General features: G+C 40.6%; 15 protein-coding genes. 11 read left to right on the forward strand and 4 right to left on the reverse strand.

The genetic code is table 11. The features are described from left to right. Positions 1–49: 49 nt before the first annotated feature. The 6 genes from GGQ60_RS12670 to GGQ60_RS12695 all read left to right on the forward strand — a co-directional run bounded on the left by GGQ60_RS12670 (position 50) and on the right by GGQ60_RS12695 (position 13,050). Positions 50–1,891, forward strand: coding sequence for a glycoside hydrolase family 35 protein (locus GGQ60_RS12670; protein ID WP_183764528.1), 1,842 nt, complete (start codon positions 50–52; stop codon positions 1,889–1,891). A gap of 463 nt (positions 1,892–2,354) precedes the next feature. Beyond that, positions 2,355–5,369 carry a SusC/RagA family TonB-linked outer membrane protein gene (locus GGQ60_RS12675; protein ID WP_183764530.1) on the forward strand — a complete coding sequence of 1,005 codons (3,015 nt, stop codon included), beginning with the start codon at positions 2,355–2,357 and terminating at the stop codon, positions 5,367–5,369. Between the two features lie 11 nt (positions 5,370–5,380). Next, positions 5,381–7,087 (forward strand): RagB/SusD family nutrient uptake outer membrane protein, encoded by a 1,707-nt coding sequence (locus GGQ60_RS12680; RefSeq protein ID WP_183764532.1) that lies wholly within the window; start codon positions 5,381–5,383, stop codon positions 7,085–7,087. A 32-nt stretch (positions 7,088–7,119) separates the two neighbouring features. Beyond that, complete coding sequence (locus GGQ60_RS12685; RefSeq protein ID WP_183764534.1) at positions 7,120–10,200, forward strand: SusC/RagA family TonB-linked outer membrane protein; 3,081 nt, start codon at positions 7,120–7,122, stop codon at positions 10,198–10,200. Positions 10,201–10,209: 9 nt separating this feature from the next. Beyond that, positions 10,210–11,952, forward strand: a complete 1,743-nt coding sequence (locus GGQ60_RS12690) for a RagB/SusD family nutrient uptake outer membrane protein (RefSeq protein WP_183764536.1) — start codon at positions 10,210–10,212, stop codon at positions 11,950–11,952. A 267-nt stretch (positions 11,953–12,219) separates the two neighbouring features. Beyond that, entirely contained in the window at positions 12,220–13,050 is an 831-nt protein-coding gene (locus tag GGQ60_RS12695) for a glycoside hydrolase family 16 protein (RefSeq protein ID WP_260300596.1), read from the forward strand. 53 nt (positions 13,051–13,103) lie between these two features. Here the strand turns inward: GGQ60_RS12695 and GGQ60_RS12700 are convergent, their stop codons facing one another. Together GGQ60_RS12700 and GGQ60_RS12705 are read right to left on the reverse strand one after the other, a co-directional pair. After that, positions 13,104–13,628, reverse strand: a complete 525-nt coding sequence (locus GGQ60_RS12700) for an OmpA family protein (protein WP_308421147.1) — start codon at positions 13,626–13,628, stop codon at positions 13,104–13,106. A 149-nt stretch (positions 13,629–13,777) separates the two neighbouring features. Beyond that, complete coding sequence (locus tag GGQ60_RS12705; protein WP_183764544.1) at positions 13,778–14,476, reverse strand: NUDIX hydrolase; 699 nt, start codon at positions 14,474–14,476, stop codon at positions 13,778–13,780. Between the two features lie 162 nt (positions 14,477–14,638). On the opposite strand from GGQ60_RS12705, the gene GGQ60_RS12710 reads away from it, so the two are divergent. Then, on the forward strand, positions 14,639–15,700 hold the full coding sequence (locus GGQ60_RS12710; protein ID WP_183764546.1) for a UDP-glucose--hexose-1-phosphate uridylyltransferase: 1,062 nt from the start codon (positions 14,639–14,641) through the stop codon (positions 15,698–15,700). Positions 15,701–15,716: 16 nt separating this feature from the next. Then, on the forward strand, positions 15,717–16,868 hold the full coding sequence (locus GGQ60_RS12715; protein ID WP_183764549.1) for a galactokinase: 1,152 nt from the start codon (positions 15,717–15,719) through the stop codon (positions 16,866–16,868). A gap of 399 nt (positions 16,869–17,267) precedes the next feature. Here the strand turns inward: GGQ60_RS12715 and GGQ60_RS12720 are convergent, their stop codons facing one another. Then, positions 17,268–17,582, reverse strand: a complete 315-nt coding sequence (locus GGQ60_RS12720) for an RNA recognition motif domain-containing protein (protein WP_229685006.1) — start codon at positions 17,580–17,582, stop codon at positions 17,268–17,270. A 214-nt stretch (positions 17,583–17,796) separates the two neighbouring features. Between GGQ60_RS12720 and GGQ60_RS12725 the strand changes: the two genes are divergently transcribed. The 3 genes from GGQ60_RS12725 to GGQ60_RS12735 all read left to right on the forward strand — a co-directional run bounded on the left by GGQ60_RS12725 (position 17,797) and on the right by GGQ60_RS12735 (position 23,408). Next, positions 17,797–19,782, forward strand: coding sequence for a sialate O-acetylesterase (locus tag GGQ60_RS12725; RefSeq protein WP_183764555.1), 1,986 nt, complete (start codon positions 17,797–17,799; stop codon positions 19,780–19,782). 178 nt (positions 19,783–19,960) lie between these two features. Then, positions 19,961–22,471 carry a beta-L-arabinofuranosidase domain-containing protein gene (locus tag GGQ60_RS12730; protein ID WP_183764558.1) on the forward strand — a complete coding sequence of 837 codons (2,511 nt, stop codon included), beginning with the start codon at positions 19,961–19,963 and terminating at the stop codon, positions 22,469–22,471. A 73-nt stretch (positions 22,472–22,544) separates the two neighbouring features. Further along, positions 22,545–23,408, forward strand: a complete 864-nt coding sequence (locus GGQ60_RS12735; RefSeq protein WP_183764561.1) for an OmpA/MotB family protein — start codon at positions 22,545–22,547, stop codon at positions 23,406–23,408. 363 nt (positions 23,409–23,771) lie between these two features. Here the strand turns inward: GGQ60_RS12735 and GGQ60_RS12740 are convergent, their stop codons facing one another. Beyond that, entirely contained in the window at positions 23,772–23,972 is a 201-nt protein-coding gene (locus tag GGQ60_RS12740) for a DUF3606 domain-containing protein (protein WP_183764564.1), read from the reverse strand. Positions 23,973–24,047 lie beyond the last annotated feature (75 nt).

Raw genomic sequence — 24,047 nt, forward strand, 5'->3', positions numbered from 1 at the left:
GGACTCTTTTTGCCCAAAATTCCGATCGTCTTAAAAACAACTTTTATAGATGAAAGTAAAATTACTATGGTTACTGGCGATAAGTTTCTCTTTATCGGCTTTTGGCCAGCAAGCTAAACATACGTTTAAGCTTGGAGAAAAAGATTTTTTATTAGATGGCAAACCCTTTCAGATTATCTCTGGTGAGCTGCATTACCCGCGCGTGCCAAAAGAGGCCTGGCGGGCACGCATGAAGATGGCGAAAGCAATGGGCTTAAATACTATCGGTACCTACGTATTCTGGAACCTGCATGAGCCACAAAAAGGGAAGTTCGATTTTTCAGGGAATAATAATATCGCCGAATTTGTGAAAATTGCCCAACAAGAAGGCCTCTGGGTTATTTTGAGGCCAAGTCCATACGTTTGTGCAGAGTGGGAGTTTGGCGGTTACCCTTATTGGTTACAAAACGAAAAAGGGCTGGTAGTGAGGAGTACCGAACAACACTATTTAGAGGAATATAAGAAATATATTATTGAAGTTGGTAAACAATTGGCTCCGCTACAGATTAACCATGGTGGTAACATTATTATGGTGCAGGTAGAGAACGAATATGGCTCTTATGCAGCTGATAAAAACTATTTGGATATCAATCGGAAGATGTTTATTGAAGCGGGTTTCGACGGATTGCTTTATACCTGCGATCCTGCAGCAGACGTAAAAGATGGACATTTAGAAGGATTGTTACCGGCATTAAACGGGATCGATAATCCGGCAAAAATCAGGGCTTTGGTAAATGAAAACCATAAAGGCAAAGGTCCGTATTTTATTGCAGAATGGTACCCTGCATGGTTCGATTGGTGGGGAACAGCACACCACACTGTTCCGGCAGAAGAATATACCAACAGGTTAGATTCGGTTCTGGCAGCGGGTATTTCCATTAATATGTACATGTTCCATGGAGGTACCACCCGCGTTTTTATGAATGGAGCTAACTACAAAGATATTTCGCCTTACGAGCCACAAACCAGCAGCTATGATTATGATGCGCCTTTAAACGAAGCCGGAAATGTAACTGAAAAATTCAGGGCCTTTAGAAGTGTGATAGAAAAACACCTTCCGGCGGGGCAAAGCTTGCCGCCAATTCCGGCAGCAAAACCAAGCATGGCTATAGCACCTTTTAAATTGAGCAGTAAGCTGCCCCTGTTCAGTGTACTGCCAAAAGCGGTAAAAAGTACCGGCCCTTTAACCTTCGAAGCGCTAAGCCAGGATTATGGTTATGTGCTTTATCGTACAACCATTAAAGGAGGAAAGAAAGGAGAGCTGCAGATTAAACAACTCCGTGATTATGCGCTTGTTTTTGTCAACCAAAAAAGGGTAGGGATTTTAGACCGCAGGTTAAACCAAAATACACTTTCGCTAAATCTTCCGGCAGGCGATGTACAGCTCGATATTTTTGTAGAAAATATGGGCAGGATAAATTTTGGCAAATACCTGTTAGAAAACAGGAAAGGAATTACCGAACAGGTAATTTTTGAAGGTACTGAAGTTAAAAACTGGTCGATGTACAGTTTCCCTTTCAGCAACATTAATGGTTATAATGCCAAGCTTGCATCACCTAAAAATGCAGGCAACGGGCCCACACTTCAAAAAGGTACTTTCTATATTTCAACTGTTGCAGATACTTATTTAGATATGAGCGATTGGGGAAAAGGAGTGGTTTGGGTTAACGGACATAACTTAGGAAAGTACTGGGCAATTGGTCCGCAACAAACGCTTTATATTCCTCAGGAATGGTTAAAAAAAGGCAAAAATGACATTGCTGTTTTAGAGCTGATTAAGCCTGATCAAACTACCTTAAAAGCAATTGAACAGCCAATCTTAAACACATTAAAAAAAATAAACGTAGATTAAACGCTTAAAAAAGCAATGATTTGGGGGTTAGAAGCTGTGATTTAACAAAAAATAACAATTTAACCCCCAATTATTACTGAATTGCCCCTCACTCAATGGGGATAATAAATGGTTACTTTGTTTAAAACCAAACTTTATTCCATGAGTAATTTTTATAGCAGATCAGACTAATGGTACTGAACCCATTTTTTTTATCTACCCTAAAAATGTCTTGTCCTATTCAATATTAAACTAACTAACAATATGAAAGAATATTTACACTGATCTTGTTCGATTGTACCTTATCGAATTTCCCAATCTTAAAATAATTCAGGACAATACAAAAGCACCATTCAAAGACAATATGAATGGCCATGGCTTTGCCATATCCTGAATTTATAAACCAACATCATATTGCCTGATAATCACCTGCTAAAAATAGGCGGTGTATGGAGCAATACAACCAACTAACTAACATAAAATCATGAGTGGAGAAAAAACACTTAAAAAACTGGGCTTCATATTGATAGCATGGGCCTTTCTGAGTTTAGGTAATCAGAGTTATGCAAACCCGCTGAAAGTAATAAACCGGCAGGATACCACCCAACTTAAAAGCGTTATGTTTACCATCCTCGATGGGAATGATTTCCCATTACCAGGTGCAGATGTTTCAAACATCAGCCTGAAAAACAACGCTAAAACAGACAGTTCCGGAACGGCAAAACTCAATTCGAAAAAGAATGACATTATACGTGTTGAGTACAATGGCAAATTGCTGAAAGAATATGTTGCCAACGGAAATCTAAATCAGATTATTCGCATTGACGGTAATAACATCATGGTGATGCAGCAAAAAAAAGTGGTGTTAACCAATGATATTAAAGTAGCGCCGAACCTCACCACATCATCTACGCAGGCGGTATACAATAACGATCTTATTAAATCAACGGTAACGAGTGTTAAGAATGCCTTAACAGGCCGTTTAGCGGGTTTATACACAAATCAAACCAGTGGGCGCCCCGGACTTGAAGAGGTAACGGTATCCTTAAGGGGTCAAAATCCGGTCGTTCTTGTTGATGGGATACCAAGAGATCTTACGATGATCGATCTTGAAGAAATAGAGTCGGTTACTGTACTTAAAGATGCGGTTTCTACGGCCATGTTGGGGCTTAGGTCATCAGGTGGTGCAATTGCAATAACAACAAAAAGAGGTTTTGTTGGTGCCCAGCAAATTTCATTAACCGCCCAAACTGGTTTTCAGAGCCCGTTAAAAATGCCAAAAACCTTAAATGCTTTTGATTATGCAACCTTATATAATGAGGCAAGGGTAAATAGTGGCGATTTGCCTGTTTACACACCATCCGATCTGGAGGCATTCAGGACAGGATCAGACCCTATTGGTCATCCCGATGTGAACTGGCAGGACCAGGTATTGAAAGACAGATCGGCATTTAGCCGTTACGATCTTAATTTTCGCGGAGGAGGAACTACAGCAAGGTACTACGTTGGTTTAGAATACCAGAATCAAAAAGGCCAGTTTAAAGAAAATGACCTGAATGAGTATTCTACCAACACCAGCTTTAGTAATTATACGGTACGTTCTAACGTAGATATTAACCTTAGCCCTAAAATGACCTTAGGTCTGCATCTTTTTGGCCGGATTGGGAATTACACTCAGCCCGGAAGTACTGCGGCCAATATTTTTAACTCTATACTCAATACCCCAAACAATGCCTATCCCGTGTTTAACAGCGATGGCAGCTATGGAGGCAATACCCAGTTCCAGAATAATATCTATGCGCAAACTGTTAGCTCCGGTTACCGCTTAAATTACAGAAGGGATATTATTACAGATTTAACTTTAAGAAGAAATCTAGATGATGTGATACCCGGCTTATGGGCACAGGCATTGGTTTCATTTTATTCCGGCATATCGGAAAATACTGATAGAAGTAAATCTTTTGCAGTTTCCAAGCAAACAGGAACAGGTTCAACAGCAACTTACCAGGTTTTCGGTACAAATGGTACACAGAACAACAGTACTTCAATAGATTACCAGAACCGGCAATCATACCTGGAGGCGGCAATCGGTTACAAAAGGAATTTTGGTTTGCACCAAATTGATGCCCAGATCAGGGCAACCAGCGACAATGTAAACAGTGGTCCGGATCTTGGCTTGAATTATTATGGAGGTGCTGGTCGTGCGGCCTACAGTTTCGATGAGCGTTATACCGCAGAAGTAGCATTTGGTCTTAACCGCACCAACAGGTATCCGAAAGGGTCGCCAATGGGATTTTTTCCGGCTGCGGGTTTAAGCTGGACAATTACCAAAGAAAAGTTCATGCCTAAGTTATCCTGGCTAAACGACCTTAAGCTGTTCGCCAGCTACGGCCGTACGGGTAACGATGCTGCTGGTTATTTTGTTTTCCAACAGTTTTACGTAGGTAGCCCGAGTTCATATTTCTTCGGTACCAGTGCTTCAAGCAGTTCAGCACTGCGCCAGGATGTATTGGCAAATCCAAATGTAACCTGGGAAAAAGGAGATAAGTTAAACTTAGGGCTAAAAAGTACTTTATTTAACAACCATTTGTTTTTACAGGCCGAATATTTCAACAACAAATATTCAGACCTGCTTACTTCACCCAATCTGTCAACCATTGTTGGTACAGCCGTTAGAAACTTAAATATTGGTGTAAACCGGTATAGCGGTTTTGAACTTCAGTTAAACTGGCAGCAATCTTTAGGCAAATTCAGCTATTTCGTCTCCGGTAATGCCAGTACTTTAAAATCAAAAGTAATTTACCAGAACGAAGTGTTCAGGGAATACAGTTATCAAAGCCGTACCGGTCAGCCTGTTGGCCAGCCGTTTGGTTATATTGCCGATGGACTTTTTCAATCGCAGGCAGAAATTAATGCTTCAGCCAAAATTGCGGGCTATAATCCGGTTCCGGGAGATATTAAATATAAGGATTTAAACAACGATGGCATAATCGATCAGTTCGACCAGGCCAAAATCGGTACAGATAAGCCATTGTTTTATTATGGGGCGAATATAGGTTTCTCTTATTCAGGTTTCGATTTAAGTGTATTGCTACAGGGTGTTGCCAATAGGAACCTGTTGTTAACCGGTAACAGCGAATGGGAATTTCAGAACGGTGGTTTTGGGCAGGCTTACGAGCATAATTTAGATCGCTGGACCCCGGCCACTGCGGCAACGGCAACTTATCCGAGGGTTACAGTTGGTAACAACTTTAACAACAACATCGTGTCTTCTTTCTGGATGCACAGCGGTAATTACCTGCGGTTAAAAAATATTGAGCTGGGTTATACCATTTCATCTCGCTTTGCCAATAAAGTAAAAGTTTCGGGCATCAGATTATTTGTAAATGGTACAAACTTGTTTACAAGTGCTTCATTTGACCGGGTAGATCCGGAAACGAATGGAGGGGTATATCCAATCCAAAGGGTGATTAATGGAGGCTTAAGTGTTAAATTTTAATCTTTAAAGAGATGAATACTAGAATAATGGTTTTGATGGTGATCCTGATAGGAATGGCATCATGCAAAAAATATGAAGAAACTCCTTTGCAGGGAATTAAAAGAGATAATGTTTATGATCCGCTTGATAAAAACGGCGATTTTGCCAGGCAAGTGCTTTCAGATTTATATACTTCATTACCGGATGGTTTTAACAGGGTGAGGGCAGATGGCGACAATACTGTTGGCGATTTCCTTGATGCCGGTAGTGACGATGCCCTTCCATCGGCACAAAACAGGGTGGTTGAATATTATAAAAACGGAAGGCTAAATTCGACCAATAATCCGGATGATAACTGGGCAAATGCCTACCGGGCAATTCGTGCTGCTAATGATTTCCTGGCCAATGTAGACGTGGTTCCTGTTGATGCCAATGCACCAAAAACAATTCAGTACTGGAAAGCTGAAGCCCGTTTTATCAGGGCCATGAATTATTTTGAGATGATCAAAAGGTATGGAGGTGTACCATTGATAGGCGATAAAGTATTAACGCCGGATGATAATTTACAAATTCCAAGGAATACTTTCGAGCAATGTATCAATTACCTGGTAAGCGAATGTGATGCCATTAAAGGTTTATTGCGTGTTGAACCTGTGGCTGATTCAGACCTGGGCAGAATAACAAGAGGTGCCGCATATGCACTAAAAGCAAGAGTGTTGCTGTATGCTGCAAGTCCGCTGTTTAACGGCGGAGGAACGGCTAGCGATCCGGTAAAGAAAGCTTTGGCAGGTTACCCAACATTCGATGCCGGAAGATGGACCTTGGCATTAAATGCGGTACAAGATCTTATTAATTTAAATGCATACCAGCTTACCACAACGTTTAATGCTGTTTTTATTGGTAGAAAAAATACAGAGGTAATATTGGCAAAACAAAGAGCAAAAACTTTCGATATAGAAACAAACAATGCTCCGATGGGCTTTACCACACCTTTAAGCAATGGTTTAACCAGCCCTACACAGGAACTGGTAGATGCATTCCCGATGTTGAACGGATTAAGTATCACAGATCCTGCTTCCGGTTATGTGGCAAGCAACCCTTATGCAGGCAGGGATAAAAGATTAGACAACACCGTTTTCTATAATGGCATAAAATGGTTGAGCCGTAATGTAGAAACATTTGAAGGTGGCAAAGATAAGCCGGGTGGCGTAGCCGTACAAACCAGAACAGGTTACTACTTAAAAAAATACATGGCCGATTTTTCTAATGCAACAGCCTATGGCACTCAGGATCACAACTATATTATTTTTCGCTATGGAGGAGTATTGCTTGATTACGCAGAGTGCTTAAATGAAGTGGGAAGAACCGCTGATGCTTATGCACCTTTGAGAGCCCTTCGCTCAAGGGCCGGTATTACTGCCGGTACAGGGGCAAATGCCTATGGTGTTAAAGATGGGATGTCTCAGGCTGATATGCGCACGTTCATTCAAAATGAAAGAAGGATTGAAATGGCTTTTGAAGAGCAGCGTTTCTGGGATATCAGGCGCTGGAAAATAGCCGGACAGGTTTTAAACGGTTCTCTTCATGGTACTGTAATTACTAAGTCGGCAACAGGTGCCTTAACCTATGCATCATCAACAGTAAGCAATACAACATTTAATCAACGGTTTTACCTGATGCCTATTCCTTATTCAGAAGTGATCAGGAATAGAAGCCTGATACAGAATGAAGGTTGGTAACGATTAAAAATAAGTTAGAAATGAAAGAATTTATGAGAAAATATATATTCCTTTTAGCCTTCACCATTTTGTCGAAATTGTTATTTGCACAAAATGTTAATGTACAAGGCCAGGTTAGCGATAAAGACGGGGGCATTCCGGGGGCAACTATTATTGAGAAAGATGTTCCTGGTAATGGGGCATCAACCGGTATCGATGGTAAATTCCGGATTACCCTAAGGGGAAAGAGTCGCATTTTGGTGATTAATGCTATTGGTTACTTATCCAAGGAAGTTACCGTTGGCCAATCGACCACCATTAATATAAGTTTAGAAGCTGATGTTAAGGGTTTAGAAGAAGTGGTGGTTGTAGGTTATGGTACCACTAAAAAAGCTACCTTAACCGGTGCAATAAGCTCGGTGTCAGGTCAGGAAATCAGAAGAAACCCTTCAGTCAGTTTACAGAACACGTTGGCTGGCAGGTTGCCGGGTTTCAGCTCGCAGCAAACCAGCGGACAGCCCGGATCTGATGGGGCAACATTTTTTATCCGCGGAACAGGTTCCTATACCGGATCTAATCAGCCCCTTATTATTGTAGATGATATTGAGTTTACCTATGCGCAATTTGCCCGTTTAGATGCAAATGAGATTGAAAGCTTAAGTATCCTGAAAGATGCATCTACAACCGCTGTATATGGTATAAAAGGTGCTAATGGTGTAGTTTTGGTTACCACCAGGCGAGGTGCTGTAGGTCCTCCAAATATTACTTTCCGTAGCGAATATGCCCTCTCGCAACCTACAAGATTGCCCAAATTTCTTGACGCTTACGAATCGGCCAAGCTTGCCAACCAGGCTAGAATAAACGATGGCCTACCCGTTTTGTATACCGATGCAGATCTGGAACATTGGAGAACCGGCGACGACCCTTATGGCCATCCCAATGTAAACTGGAAAGATGTTTTATTCCGTAAGTTTAGCTATCAATGGCGTAACAACTTTGACATTAGCGGTGGTAACGATATCGTGAAATATTTCGCTTCGGTGGGCATGATTAATCAGAATGGTCTCTTAAATGACTTCAGTTCTGGTCAGGATGTAAACAATAACTTTTACTACAAAAGATACAACTACCGTTCTAATATCGATATTAAAGCCACAAAAACCTTAAATGTTAAACTCGATCTATTTGGAAACATCGGACAGAGAAATAGTCCGGTAATTCCAAACATTAACGGTATCCAGAATATATTTTATTTCTATAACAGTTACTTAACACTGGCACCTTTTGCTTATCCTATTTACAATCCTGATGGAAGCTATGGGTACAGTTATGCGCAACCGGGCCGTTACTCTTCACCAAATATTGTACAGGCATTAACGCTTGGCGGGTACAGCAGGGATTTCGAAAACAACATGAATATCAACGCTGCGGCCACACAAAAACTCGATTTTATTACTAAGGGACTTTCTTTAAGGGGAGCTATTGCTTATGGCAGTACTTACTCTTACACCAGGGGCCTGTCGAGAGGAACTTATCCTGCTTTTATTTACAATCCAGCCGACGGAAGTTATACCCCTAAAGATCCAAATGTTTTTAGGGTAGGTTTTTATTCATTAAACTATAACCCGGGGTCTACCACCAGAACGATTAACCCCCAGGCTTCGCTGAACTACGATCGTACTTTTGGTTCGCATCACGTATCGGGTTTGGTATTATATAACAACAGAACTTATTTTGGATATAACGATGCCACCAATACAAGCCGGGTATTAAATTTTATACCGGTTCCAACCAGTGGTTTTTCTGGTCGGGCAGGGTATGATTATAAAGGAAAATACCTGGCCGAATTTAATGTGGGGTACAATAAAACAGAAGTTTTTGCTGCTGGTAAAAAATATGGCTTTTTCCCTGCCGGATCAATCGGGTACAACATTTCGGAAGAAGAATTCTTTAAAGAAAATATTAAGTTTATCGATCGTTTAAAGTTCAGGGCATCTTATGGTCTTGTTGGAACAGACGATATCGGTAACTATGCTTACGCTTATTTACAAACTTATAACAACAGCGGTACCGTATCATTCGGAACGTCTCATAATGCTTATACTGCCATATTTGAAGGCCGCCTGGCCAATGCTGATGTAACCTGGGAAAAGGTGAAGAAACTCAATATCGGTATGGATTTAACCATGTTTAAGGGGCGTATCACTTCTACACTCGATGTATTTAATGATGACAGATACGATATTTTAACCAACAGGGGAACAGTTTCTTATGTATTTGGACAGGCTTTGCCTCCGGTTAACCTCGGGAAAACAAATAACAGGGGCTTTGAGCTGGAGCTTGCCTATAACGATAAAATAGGTAAAGATTTTAATTACCGTGTTGGCGGTAACATATCGGTAGCTAAAAATAAAATCGTTTTCCAGGATGAGGCTTTGCCACTTTTCCCTTACCAACGGTATACCGGCAATCCAATTAATACACCAAGGCAGTTTAAATTTTTAGGTTTTTACCAGGATGCTGCTGATGTGGCCAATAGTGCCAAACCCCTTACCGGTGCAAAACCAGGCGATCTTAAATATGCCGATTTAAATGGCGATGGGGTGATTACCGATGCTGATCAATCTTATTTCGGTTATTCCAATACACCCAATACCATTGTGGGTTTTAATTTAAGCGCAAATTATAAAACCTTAAGTTTAAATGTGTTGTTCCAGGGGGCATTGAATTTTAATGTGGCAGGGGTTAGGGAATCTATCCAGGCTTTTGGATCAAACTTTCAGGCTATCCACCAACAAAGCTGGACTCCTGAACTTGGTCAGAATGCCAAATATCCTATATTATCAACCTCACCAAATTCGATTTCCATTCCTACCGCACCATCCGATTTTTGGAATGTTAGAGGTGATTATTTGCGGCTAAAATCGATAGAACTTAGTTATGGGATTCCACAGAACTGGGTAAATAAAGTGCATTTAAAAGGAGCAAGAATATATGTAAACGGGACCAATTTAATTACATGGACCAAACTTGGTTCGTTGTACGAATACGATCCGGAAATATCAAGTTACAATACAAACACCAACTATCCGCCGCAAAGGCTTTACAATATGGGTTTATCGGTAACATTTTAAGTTTAAGTTATGAAAAGATATATTTTAATTGTTTTAATTTTAGTGGGATTAATGTCCTGCAAAAAAGCAACCAGTTACCTCGATCAGCAAAATGTCGGACAGGATGCATCGGTCGTGTTTAGCGATAGCGTAAGAACATTAGGCTTTTTAAATGGGATTTACCAGGGGCGTGGCTTTTCATTTAATAAAGGCCGTTGGGATAGTCATGGAAATCTTGACGAAGCCACCGATGATGCAGAATACCGTTATAGCGGTTCAGGACAGTATGCTGTAATTCTGTATTCGGGTAATGTAAACCCATTAAATGTGGTAAAAGGTACAACAACCGATTTTTATGTTCAGCCTTATTTACAGATCCGGGCGGTAAATCTGTTCCTCTCTAAATTACCGTCTACGCCTTTAGCACAGGTAACAAAAAAGCGTGTGGCAGCAGAGGCCAGGTTTTTACGCGCCTGGTATTACCATTACCTGGTAAAATCTTTTGGGGGGATAGCACTTTTAGGCGATAAGTTATTTGATAAAGATGATATCATCGATATCCCACGTAACAATTTCGAAGACTGTATCAATTATATCGTAAGCGAATGCAATGCGGCTGCGGCAGATCTCCCTTTAGATCAGCTGGATCAGGATTACGGAAGAATTACCAAAGGGATGTGCCTTGCATTAAAATCGAGGGTATTGCTCACTGCTGCAAGTCCGCTGTTTAATGGAGGTGGTATCGTTAAAACGGGTGCAATTGCGAGTATAATTGCCTATCCGAGTTACGACGCTACCCGTTGGGCAAAAGCTGCACAAGCCGCTAAAGATGTAATTGATATGAATAAATACGATCTCGTACTGGACAATACCACAGCCCCGGGTTATGGCTTTTATAAAGCCTTTATTAGCAGGGCAAACAGCGAATTGATATTTACTTATACACAGGCACCAAACAGGGATTTTGAAGGTCATTTTCTTCCTCCGTCGAGGAGTGGGGGGTATTATTCAACACCAACTCAGAACCTGGTCGATCAGTTCGATATGCGTAATGGCAAGCAGATTACAGACCCAACTTCAGGTTATAATGCTGCCAATCCATATGTTAACCGCGATCCAAGGTTTGGTTACACTGTGATCTACAATGGTTCATCGTTTGCCAATAATAGTGGGGCTCAAACACCGGTTTTTACCTATGTAAATGCACCTAGTGATGGTACAGGCATTGGAACAACCTCTGGTTATTATGGCCGTAAAATGTGCGATGTGAATGTATCCTGGGGTGGAAGCGCAACTGCCGACAGGGGATATCCTTTAATGAGGTATGCAGAAATATTGTTAAACTATGCCGAAGCATTGAACGAATTGGGGCAAGTTAACGATGCACTTACCTATATTTTCAAGATCAGGGAACGTGCAGGTATCTTGCCTGGCACCGATGCCAGGTTTGGTATAAAAGCAGGCATTAGTCAGGCTGAACTCAGAGACGTAATTATTAAAGAACGCCGTACCGAAATGGCTTTTGAAGATATGCGTTTTTACGATGAAAGAAGGTGGAAAATTGCTGAAGTAACAGAAAATGCCTTCAATAAAGTAATGATGATTACACCTAAAACGGGTACAACGTCTACTTCTACTGATGGTAACTCGTACAATTACCAGATTACAAATTCCATTAGGAGGCATAATTTTCGCCCGGCAAATTATTTGCTGCCCATTCCACAGAGCGAAATATTAAAACTTCCATCGTTTTTGCAAAACCCTGGTTACTAGCCATTCTGTTATGATAATTAATTTTTCTTGCTCCCCTTTGCCTTGTGCAATTGGGGAGCTTTTTTAAGATTTAACAATAAGGAATGTTAGGCGTTAGCCCTGTTTTAGCCCATCAAAACATCGCTTCATTTTACGTGGCTTCTCTCTAAGACCAATCGGTTAAACCCTTTGCCCAATTACTTTATCTATATTGTCGCAATCAAGTATTTTTATTGTACCTTCCTAATTTCTTAAAATAGTATGCAAAAGCAACTTCGAACCTGCCTTATGTTATCATTCGCAATGATTATGCAGTCTTGTGCGGTAAAGAAAATGCACAATATTGCCAATCAATACGCATCCGAGGGTTATAAATTGGTTTGGAATGATGAATTTGAAAAGGATGGACCACCTGATCCGGCAAACTGGACCTACGAAAATGGCTTTGTAAGGAATGAAGAATTACAGTGGTACCAGGCCGAAAATGCTTTTTGTAAAAACGGGAAACTGATCATCGAAGCGCGGAAAGAACAGAAACCTAATCCATTATATGTTGCAGGGAGTAAAGACTGGCGTAAGAAGCCTCAAAATATCGAGTATACTTCAGCCTGCATTATCACTAAAGATTTGCAAAGCTGGCAATATGGCCGTTTCGAAATGAGCGCTAAGATCGATATTTCTGCTGGCTTGTGGCCTGCATTCTGGACTTTAGGCCTTAAAGGCCACTGGCCTGCCAATGGCGAAATTGATATTATGGAATATTACCGGGGCAAATTATTGGCCAATATTGCCAGTATGGGTAAAAACGGTAAGCCTAAATGGTTTAGCAATACCCAATCAACTGATTCACTTGGTGGAAAAAAATGGGCCTCACAATTTCATACCTGGCGAATGGATTGGGACGAAGAAGCAATCAGCCTTTTCGTCGATAATGTTTTGTTGAATAAAACTTTACTGAGTGAGCTGGAGAACGAAAACGGGACAACGTTTCATCCTTTTAGACAAAAACACTATATCTTGTTCGATTTGGCTTTGGGTGGGATGAATGGGGGCGACCTGAAAGATACCCGCTTCCCAAACCGGATGGAAGTAGAATATGTGCGGGTTTATCAGAAATAAATATAAAAGATCAGACCTTGCAGGTTTTTAACGCGTGCAAGGTCTAAGTAAGTTTAATTCTGAACCTTAATCTCGGTTCTTCTGTTCAATATTCTGCCTTCTTCGCTGTCGTTGCTACTAATTGGGTTTTTCTCTCCGTGACCAACAACCGTAAAATTGCTGCCGTTTAAACCGGCGTTTACAAAATATGATTTTACTGCATTGGCGCGGTCAACAGATAATTGCAGGTTGTGCTCTGGTGTTCCCTCTGCTGATGAATAACCATTAAGTACAAACTTGGTTTCTGGTGCTTTTTTCATTTCGTTAACGGCTTTATCCAAAATCGGGAACGATGAGGTTTTCAATACAAATGAATTAAATTCAAACTGTATATTATCAAGGTTAAAATCAGGTTTTTCAACCGGTGCAGGTTTTTCCGGTTCTTTTTCAGGAGCCGGAGCCGGCTTTTTCTCTTCAACCGGTGCAGGTTTTTCAACAGGAGCCGGAGCCGGTTTAGCTGCAAGCTTTTTTGTTTTACAAGAGTATAGGCTTAGGGTAAATGATGCAACGAGCGCTGTAAACAAAAGTTTCTTGGTCATGTTCATGTTCTTGGATTAATTTAAGTTTATTGTGTGTTTGTTTCGTTATCAAACATACTGATAAAATAATTAAAGCTATAACGATGATTTTTAAAAGAACTTATATTACAAGGCATAAACGCATAAACCCAAGTGTTTTTCAGCAGGGTTTATACTCTTAAATTAGGAATTAAATTTAAGAAAGCCTGTGAGTTAGCAATGTATTTCTTTTTATCCAGTTTAAAATAAAATGCTCCTTTTTTAGAGCCTGTTTTGTCTTTCTCAGCCAGCTTGATCAGCAAACCGGTTGAGGTAATTTTACGGCTGAAATTGCGCGTATCAATTTTAGTATCGTTAACCTCTTCAAACAGAATATGCAGCTGCGGTATGGTAAATTTTTTTGGCAGCATTTCGAACAGGATAGGGTGGAGTGCTGCCTTGTACCTTAATTTTTTCCGGGCATCCGCCACCATTTGGTTATGATCGAAAATCAGTTTTGGCCGATCATTAATCAAAAACCACTCCGCTTCATAATCATCATTTAATTGCGCTTGGTATTTATGGATATCGATAAGGGCAAAATAACCCACAGAAAATGTTCTTTCGATAGGGTCGCGGCCAGGATCTCCATAAATCTGCATCTGCTCCAGATAAACACCTTCTAAACCGGTCATTTTTTTGAGTACCCTGTTTGCGGCATCATCCGGACTCTCATCGGCACCCACAAAACCACCTATTAAACTCCATTTGTTTATTTCAGGTTCTAAGCCCCGCTTAACCAACAAAATTTTCAGGTGTTCACCATCAAATCCAAATACTATGCAATCAACAGCAACAAGATAATGCGGTTGCCTGGAATATTCAATCATTTTTTATCTGATATTTTAAAGGGCTTAATATGTTCAAATTTTTACGGAAATAAAAATTATTATTAATTGTCGTTTTGACAATTAATAATAATTTTATAATTTGCCGGCCTGGATAGGTTAAGCCAAGTGCTTTCTTTTCTCTAACCAATTTGAAGATATAAAATGAACCAAACATTCGAACTTGATAGTAACCCACACACCCGGTTAAATGTATTAACCGGAGAATGGGTTTTAGTTTCTCCGCACCGTACTAAGAGGCCCTGGCAGGGTAAGGTTGAAGAGCTAACGCCAGATAACCGTCCGGAATACGACGCTAAATGTTATTTATGCCCCGGTAATGGCAGGGCAGATGGCGATAGCAACCCTAACTATACCGAAAGTTTTGTCTTTAACAATGATTTCGCCGCTTTGCTGGAAAATACACCTGAGGGCGAAATGAATGAAGATGATTTACTGGTAGCCAATAACCAGAGAGGGCTTTGCAGGGTAATCAGTTTTAGCCCTAAACATAACCTCACACTTCCTGAAATGAGTGTAGAAGCCATAACGGCGGTCGTAGAGGTTTGGCAGCATGAGTTTAATAGCCTTGCCCAGAATAATTGGATCAAATACATTCAGATTTTCGAAAATAAAGGCGAAATAATGGGCTGCAGCAACCCGCATCCTCACGGGCAGATCTGGTCGCAGAGCGATATCCCCTTAGAAATTGCCAAGGAAACCGAGCGTCAGAAAACTTACTATGCCATCCACAGGAGAAGTTTGCTTGGCGATTACTTAAAGCTGGAGCAAAAGAAAAATGAACGCATTATATTCGAAAATGATCATTTTGCCGTATTGGTGCCTTTTTGGGCTGTTTGGCCATACGAAACCATGATCATCAGCAAGCGCCATGTAAATAGCATCAAATTGTTTACAGATGCAGAGAAGAAATCCTTAGCAGAAGCCATTAAGATACTCACCACCAAATACGATAACCTGTTCGAAACCTCTTTCCCTTACTCTGCAGGCATGCACCAGGCGCCGGTAAACAATGGTTATTATCCCGAATGGCATTGGCATATGCATTTTTACCCGCCGTTACTGCGCTCGGCATCAGTTAAAAAATTTATGGTAGGCTACGAAATGCTGGCCAACCCCCAGCGTGATATTACCCCTGAATTTGCGGCAAACCGCCTGAAAGAAATGTCTACCCTACACTATAAAAACAGCAAAGCTGAAGACTAAAGCTTATTAATTTATCATGAACGCACAACACTTAAAAAGTACCTTTAAAAAACTTTTCAATGCCGAACCTATTTTGGTCCGCTCGCCGGGAAGAATCAATATTATTGGCGAACATACCGATTACAATGGAGGTTTTGTAATGCCTGCCGCTATCGATAAAGCCATTTATGTGGCCATATCTGAAAGAGAGGATGATGAAATTCATTTATTTTCAGAAAGTTATCAGCAGTTTGATATTTCGTCGGTAAAAAGCTTAAAGAAATCAGAAAACAGCTGGGCAAACTACATTTTAGGTGTGGCCGATCAGTTAATAGAAAGAGGTTTTCAGTTAGGGGGCTTTAACTTTTACATCGACGGCGATGTACCATTAGGTGCCGGACTGTCTTCATCGGCTGCCGTAGAATGCGCAACCGGATTTGCCCTCGATCAGCTTTTTTCCCTTTCCATTTCTAAAACAGATCTTGCATTGATTGCGCAAAAGGCAGAACAGACATTTGCCGGCGTTAACTGCGGAATCATGGATCAGTTTGCATCTGTATTCGGTAAAAAGGATCATGCCATTATGCTCGATTGCAGATCGATGAAACATATTTATATTCCTTTAAAGCTTGATGGCTATAAACTTTTGCTGTTAAATACTAATGTAAAACATGCATTGGCCGATTCGGCTTACAACAAAAGAAGAGCACAATGTGAGCAAGGGGTAGCCTGGGTAAAAGAATATTACCCCAACGTAAATACATTACGTGATGTAGATTTAAGTATGTTAGAAGCTCATGTTAAGCCAAAAGATGAAGATGTATTCGTAAAATGCAGCTTTGTGGTGAAAGAAATCGGACGTTTATTAACCGCTGCAGAACAACTGGAAAATGGTAATCTGCAAGGTTTGGGAAATCTGATGTTCGAAACGCACGAAGGTTTAAGCAAGGATTATGAAGTAAGCTGTAAAGAGCTGGATTTTTTGGTTGAAGCAGTGAAACCTTTAGATTACGTATTGGGTGCCAGGATGATGGGCGCGGGCTTTGGTGGCTGTACCATTAACATTGTTAAAGAAGAAAAAATTGCCGATTTAATCGAAGAGCTGTCTTCTAAATATTCATTACAATTCGGTCTCAAGCTCGATTCCTATACCGCCCAAACCGATAACGGAAGCAGTTTGTTCAATTAAATTGAGATGACCAGGATATACTAAGCAGAACAGGGCTTGAAAAACAATTTATTGTGCCCAGGGCTTACATGGTTTTTGTGATTGTATAGCGGTAAGTATAAGTTATTGTAATAAAAGAGGTTGTATCATAAACAGGTGCAGCCTCTTTTGTATAAATTGCTTCCCGGAAAGATCTTAAGCGGTTTCGGTAATATAAATTATCTTGTAATCGCATGCCGAATTTATTTCGGCAATTTACCTATAAATAAGTCGAATTGATGGGAGCTAATCATTATAGATCAGAAACGGCTAAGTCTGTCCAGTTTTTATTACCCCAGTAAAGTAACATGGCAAACAAAGATTGTTCTATCGCTCACACTGATACCACTAACCCTGTATTTGCTGAAGTGTTAAACACAATTAGCGCTGTAGCCGGGGTCTCTTACTTTTAAAAACCTGATTGTTTTTTGGTTTAGCTGTTTTAACGGTGCTTTGCTCTTCAGAAACTTTAACCGTAATTACATTACCTTTAAAGGTCTCACCATTTAAGGTAGATACTATATTTTTTGCATCCTGTAAACTGTATATTTCTAAAAAAGCATATCCTTTACATTTGCCGGTAGCCCTGTCGCGAACAATTTTAATTGTTTCTACTCTGCCGTGAAGGCTAACCAATATTGCCAAATCCATCTCTTGGATATTGTCGGGAAGGCCGCCTATAAAAATCTTAACCATTAATTCAGTAGTTTGAGAGAACATCCGGCTAATTAACTTAGCACCAGCATTCTTCTTATTAGATCTGCAAAATAAGCAAAATGATATTCTTACCCAAACTAATTAAATGAAATTTTGCTCCATTTTTATTATAAATTTGTGAGAGCAGATATATTGATGCTAACAGGCAGAAAATGTACATTCGCTTTTTTATAACTAAATAACAGATCAAGATATGAGCATCCCTAAGTTAATTTCTGTACCCTTTATCGTATTATTTCTCTTCAGTTCGCAACTTGTACAGTCAAAAATTTTATTGCCGTCGGTATTTAGTGATAATATGGTTTTACAGCAAAAAAACAATGCCGCCATTTGGGGAAAAGCTACAGCTGGTAAAGCGGTTAAGGTAACGGTTTCGTGGAATAAAATTAATTACGGGGCCATTGCCGATGCCGGCGGTAACTGGAAAATTAAGGTGGCAACACCAGCTTATGGTGGCCCATATTCGATTACCATTTCCGATGGAGAACTATTGGTGCTGAATAATGTGTTAATTGGCGACGTTTGGATTTGCTCCGGCCAGTCTAATATGGAAATGCCTTTAGCAGGCTGGGGAAAAATCCTCAACAGTGAAGAAGAGATCGCAGAGGCGAAGTATCCAAATATCCGTTTATTACAGGCGGAGCATGTGACCAGTAATTTTCCGCTCAACGATGCTAAAGTAGCCAATGGCGGATGGCAGGAATGCAGTCCCAAATATATCGCTGAATTTTCTTCAACAGCCTATTTTTTTGCACGCGAGATATATGAAAAGACAAAAATTCCAATCGGCCTGATCCATACCTCTTGGGGAGGGACAGTTGCTGAAGCCTGGACAAGTGCCGAAACGCTAAAAAAAATGGCCGATTTTTCTGCCGCAGTTGATAAAATCCAAAAATCAGCAACCAGCACTTCAACGGTTTCTTACGAAGAAAAAGTGCAGAACTGGATTAAGATTACCACCGAAAAAGATTCAGGATATCAGGCTGGTGAAGCGAAATGGGCTTTAACAGAAACTACAGGTTGGAAAAACATGACTTTGCCAACCATGTGGGAAGACGCAGGGCTTAGGGATTTCGACGGCATAGTATGGTTTACCAAAAAGTTTATCCTCCCTGAAAACTGGAAAACAAAAGAGGTTAAACTTAATTTAGGCCCGATTGATGATAATGATATCACCTTTGTAAATGGAACGAAAGTAGGAGAAACGGTAGGGTATAACGTTGGCAGAACATATTCGGTACCCGCAAACTTGCTCAAAGCAGGTGAAAATACCATTACCGTAAGGGTTTTTGACAGCGGCGGCGGTGGCGGTATATACGGTGATGCCAAAGAGTTGAGCTTAACAAACAATACAACAGAAAAAATATCATTAACAGGCGACTGGAAATATAAAATAGGTTTGGATTTTAAAAATATTGAAGCTAAACCCTACGAAGAAAATGGCCCGAATAGACCTACTGTTTTGTACAATGCCATGATTCACCCATATCAGCAGTTTTCAATTAAAGGAGCTATTTGGTATCAGGGCGAGGCTAATGCCGATAGAGCTTACCAATACCGCGAACTATTTCCTGCCATGATTAAAGATTGGCGACAGAAATGGGCACAGGGAGATTTTCCTTTTTATTTTGTGCAGTTGGCCAATTTTATGCAGGTTGATAACACACCAGCAGAATCTGCCTGGGCAGAGCTTAGAGAGGCACAGCAAAAAACATTGGCTTTACCCAATACCGGCATGGCCACTATTATTGATATTGGCGATGCGAAAGATATCCACCCTAAAAATAAACAGGAAGTTGGTAGGCGATTGGCGTTAATTGCCCTGGCCAAAACGTATGGCCAAAAAATAAACTATTCCGGTCCTGTTTACCAATCAAGTAAAGTTGATGGAAAACAAATGCTGTTAACATTTGGCAATAGCCAAAATGGGTTAAAGACTGCAGATGGTGCAGCACCAACAGGTTTTGCCATTGCCGGAGCAGATAAGAAATTTTACTGGGCCAAAGCCAGTATTAAAGGGAACCAGCTTATCGTCAGCAGCAATCAGGTAGCAAATCCGGTTGCTGTTCGTTATGCCTGGGGCAATAATCCGGTCTGTAACCTGGTGAGCAACGATGGTTTGCCAGCCTCACCTTTTAGAACCGATACATGGCAGGGGGTCACTTTTGGCAAAAAGTAACTTCCCCCGGTAAGCCCTTCGCATTAACCCCAACAATTTATTATACCTAAGTTGTTGGGGTTATTTTATATGGTTAATATTTCAAAATCTTCAATTGCTTTTATTTTTTACTAAATCGTTTTAATGTTAGGGGATATTTATTAGTTTTATAAATAAGTAGCTAACCAATATCCTTTTTATGAAGAAATTAGTAACCCTTTTATATTTCCTGCTTTCTGGTTCATCCATACCGTATTTATGCGCTCAAAGTTTAAATGAGTTGAACAAAACACCTTTAAAACAAGAGGTTTTCGTGCAGTTGCCCATTGGAAGCATAAAGGCCAGAGGATGGTTGTTAAAGCAGTTGGAGCAACAGCGAGACGGTGCAACCGGAATGGCTGAAGAATTATATCCGGAGAAAGATAACCTGGGTAAAAATACCGATTGGCTGGGCGGATCGGGTAATAGCTGGGAGCGCGTACCCTATTATGTTAAGGGTTTGGTTGCATTGGCTTATACTCTAGATGATCCCAAGCTAAAAGCGAAAGCGCAAAAATATATCGATTGGACTCTAAATAATCAACAGGCTAACGGATCATTTGGTCCGCCGAAAATGAAAGATTGGTGGCCCCGTATGCCCATGATGTATGCTTTGCAGAGCTATTATGAAGCCACAAATGATCAGAGGGTTATCCCGTTCCTCTCAAAATACTTTAAATATGAACTTAATAACCTCGATGCTGATCCCTTGAGTGAGTGGGCTAAAGCAAGAGCGGGCGATAACATGGAAATTGCCATTTGGCTTTACAATAAAACCGGAGATCAGGATTTGTTAAAACTTGTAGAAAAGTTAAAACAACAGGCGTATCCCTGGATTGATATTTACAGCAATAACGGATTTTACTTTTTCGGCGACGATTTCCAGCCAAAACACATGGTGAATGTGGCCCAGGCCTTAAAATTCCCGGTAGTTTACGCCCAGCTTCAGGATCTTCCATCTAATCTTGAAGCATTTGCTAAAGGTATAACTCATATTATGCGCGACCATGGCCAGCCGGAAGGCTTGGGTTCGGGAACCGAATTTCTGGCGGGTACGAGCAGTATACAAGGGGTTGAAACCTGTACGGTGGTAGAATGGATGCAGAGTTTAGAAACTGCAGCGAAAGTTATTCATGAGGCCAAAATTGGCGATCAGTTGGAAAAAGTGGCCTTTAATGCGCTGCCTGCGCAGTTTAGCCGCGATTTTAAAAACCACTCTTATTACACATTGCCCAATCAGGTACAGAATATTCATAGCGAGCATGGCTTTAATCAGGATTATTCTACAGGTATGATTTCCAGTCCATATTCAGGCTTTGGCTGCTGCCGTTATAATATGCACATGGGCTGGCCTTATTTCGTCAAAAATAGTGTAGTGGCTACCCCCCAAAAAGGTTTGGCAATAATTACCTATGGCCCCATGGAGATAGAAACCATAGTAGCCGGAAACAAAAAAATAAAACTTACCGAGGAAACCAATTATCCGTTTGAAGAGCAGATCAGGCTAAAGGTCGGACTCACAGCTCCTACATCTTTTCCATTAATTTTAAGGATTCCGGCCTGGAGTGTAAAACCAAGCATTAGGTTAAATGGGGTTGTTTTGAAAGGTGTAAAGGCCGGGGAAATGTTTAGCCTAACGCGCGAATGGAAAAACGACGATCAATTGGAACTTAATTTTCCGATGGAAATTACTACCCAAACGCAGGTAAACAATTCTGTAAGTATAGCACGTGGCCCCATTGTTTACGCACTGGAAATCAAAGCTGCAGATAAGGTTACCAAAGTGCATCCGGTTGCGGGCTTTACAGATTACGAAACCCATCCGGAATCTTCGTGGAATTATGGCCTAATGATGGATAAAGGTAGTTTGGGCAATGCCCGCGTATTGAAATCTAAAATGATGGAAAACCCTTTCATTGCTGCAACTGCACCTGTTAAAATAAAGGTTCAGGCAAAAAAGATTCCATCATGGGGCCTAGATTATCGTAAAGTGTCTGCTTTTGACGTACCCTTTAGCCCGGTTGCTTCGGCTGAAAAAAAGGAAGAAATTATCCTGGTGCCCTACGGATCTGAAAATATTCGCCTAAGCTGTTTTCCTGTAATCGGCGAGCCAAAAAAATTAAATAAAAATTTTGTTGAAAATTTTGATCATGGAATGGCCAGGAATTGGGTCTTTTACGGTGGTGGCTGGTTTTGGAAAGATGGGCAGATGAACGTTTCCTCAAATCCAGGCTCAGGTGGTTATGGCATAAACGGATCCAAATATGTGGCTAATGGAACACACTTCAAGGATTTTGTTTATCAGGCAGATGTTAAAATCAATACCACTGGCGATGCGGGTTTAATGTTCAGGGTGTCTAATCCCGCTATTGGCGCTGATGCTTACCAGGGGTATTATGTTGGCTTAGATCAAGTCAAGGGATCGGTATTATTTGGAAAAGCTGACGGGCAGAAATGGACGGTAATCAGTTCTGAAAAATTCCCTGTTGAAATGAACAAAGTGTTTAACATCAAAGTAGTGGCAAAGGGAGACAAATTTGATGTTTTTATCAATGGATCTGCTGAACCTTCGCTTTCTGCCACTGATGCGCAATACCCCTCAGGCAGTATTGGATTACGAACTTATAAAGCATTGGCGAGTTTCGATTCGGTAAAAATTAACACCTTTTAACACCGGCTATGCGCGTTGCGAAACTTTACGGCAAGGAATTTGTTGATGAAGTAGAAACAAATAATGTAATATTATGAAATTATACAGGTCAATTCCCATCATGCTCTTTACCGTAGCACTTGCTGCAGGTTGTGTAAGCAATAAGAAGTATGCCGAACTTCAGGATACCTATGCCAAATTAAGAGAAAGAAATCAGGAGCTCAGCAATAAATACCAGGATAGCCAACGCGAGCTTAGTGGCAGCACGAGCCGGGTAAAAAGTTTAGAAGAACAGATTGCTTCAGAAAGAGCCAATGTTACTGCGCTGCAGGATGCTTTGAATAAATGTTTAAACTCGAGCAACCAGGGAAATGTTAATATTTCAAAACTCGTTGATGAAATTAATAGTTCAAATAAATACATCAAACAGCTGGTTAACGCAAAAAATAAAAGCGACTCGCTTAATATGGTGTTAACCAATAACTTAACCCGCTCACTAAGTAGGGAGGAGCTGGGCGATGTTGATGTTCAGGTACTTAAAGGCGTGGTATATATTTCTTTGGCCGATAACATGTTGTATAAATCCGGTAGCTACGAAATTTCTGACAAAGCCGGGGCAACGTTGAGTAAAATCGCCAAAATCATTAAAGATTACGATACTTACGATGTGTTAATTGAAGGAAATACCGATAATGTGCCTATCGCTCAAACTAATATCCGAAACAACTGGGATTTAAGTGCCTTACGTGCTTCGTCGGTGGTTCAGGCATTACAGACCAAGTACGCTGTAGATCCTAAGCGTTTAACAGCAGGTGGACGAGGGGAGTATAACCCGATTGCTGATAATACTACTGTAGCCGGTAAAGCTAAAAACAGGCGTACCCAAATTATAATTACGCCTAAATTAGACCAGTTTATGGATCTGATCGGAAAAGCTCCTGAACAATCGCAAAAATAATGTCATCATACAGCCTATAAAGAGGGTGGAATTAATTTTCCATCCTTTTTTTATGTGGGTGCATTCCACTCGAGGTATATGTTGCTGATTTTTGCAAGCATCTTTCCATTCCGGTATGGAAAAAATGCGTATGTAAGCACCTTGACTGCTAAAACATATCTTCCAAAAAGGAATTTAGTCAATTTTGAAAAGCATGCCTGAGTATCCTGGTACCCGTTGATTAAGCCCGTTCTCTTCTCAATGCTTATCCTCATGATGATGTGGTTCTCATCAATTTAATAAGTCTCATCAGGTCTGAACGGTTATGCACTCGTGCACAACTGAGCATTAGCCGGTTGGAGTTTGGTCTTAATCCTTAATGGGTTAAGAAATGCCAATTGACTTTTTTCGTTGACTTAAATAAGCCGTTATCTGATCTAAAGTTATACACCTTGTGGCCCTTACTGCCGATTTTAACACTTCAGAACTTACACCCAGCCGGTTAGCCCAGTAATTTCGATCTGTTTCTTCAGATAATAGGATGATTTCTTCTTTAATGCTCGGGGTTTGATGGAGATTTTTCATAATCGGGATGATTAATTCGTTAATAACACGCACAAGCTTGATTGGCCTTATAAATATAATTTTTTTTATTGATAA

The organism is Pedobacter zeae (genome assembly GCF_014196715.1).
GTDB classification, from domain to species: Bacteria; Bacteroidota; Bacteroidia; order Sphingobacteriales; family Sphingobacteriaceae; genus Pedobacter; species Pedobacter zeae.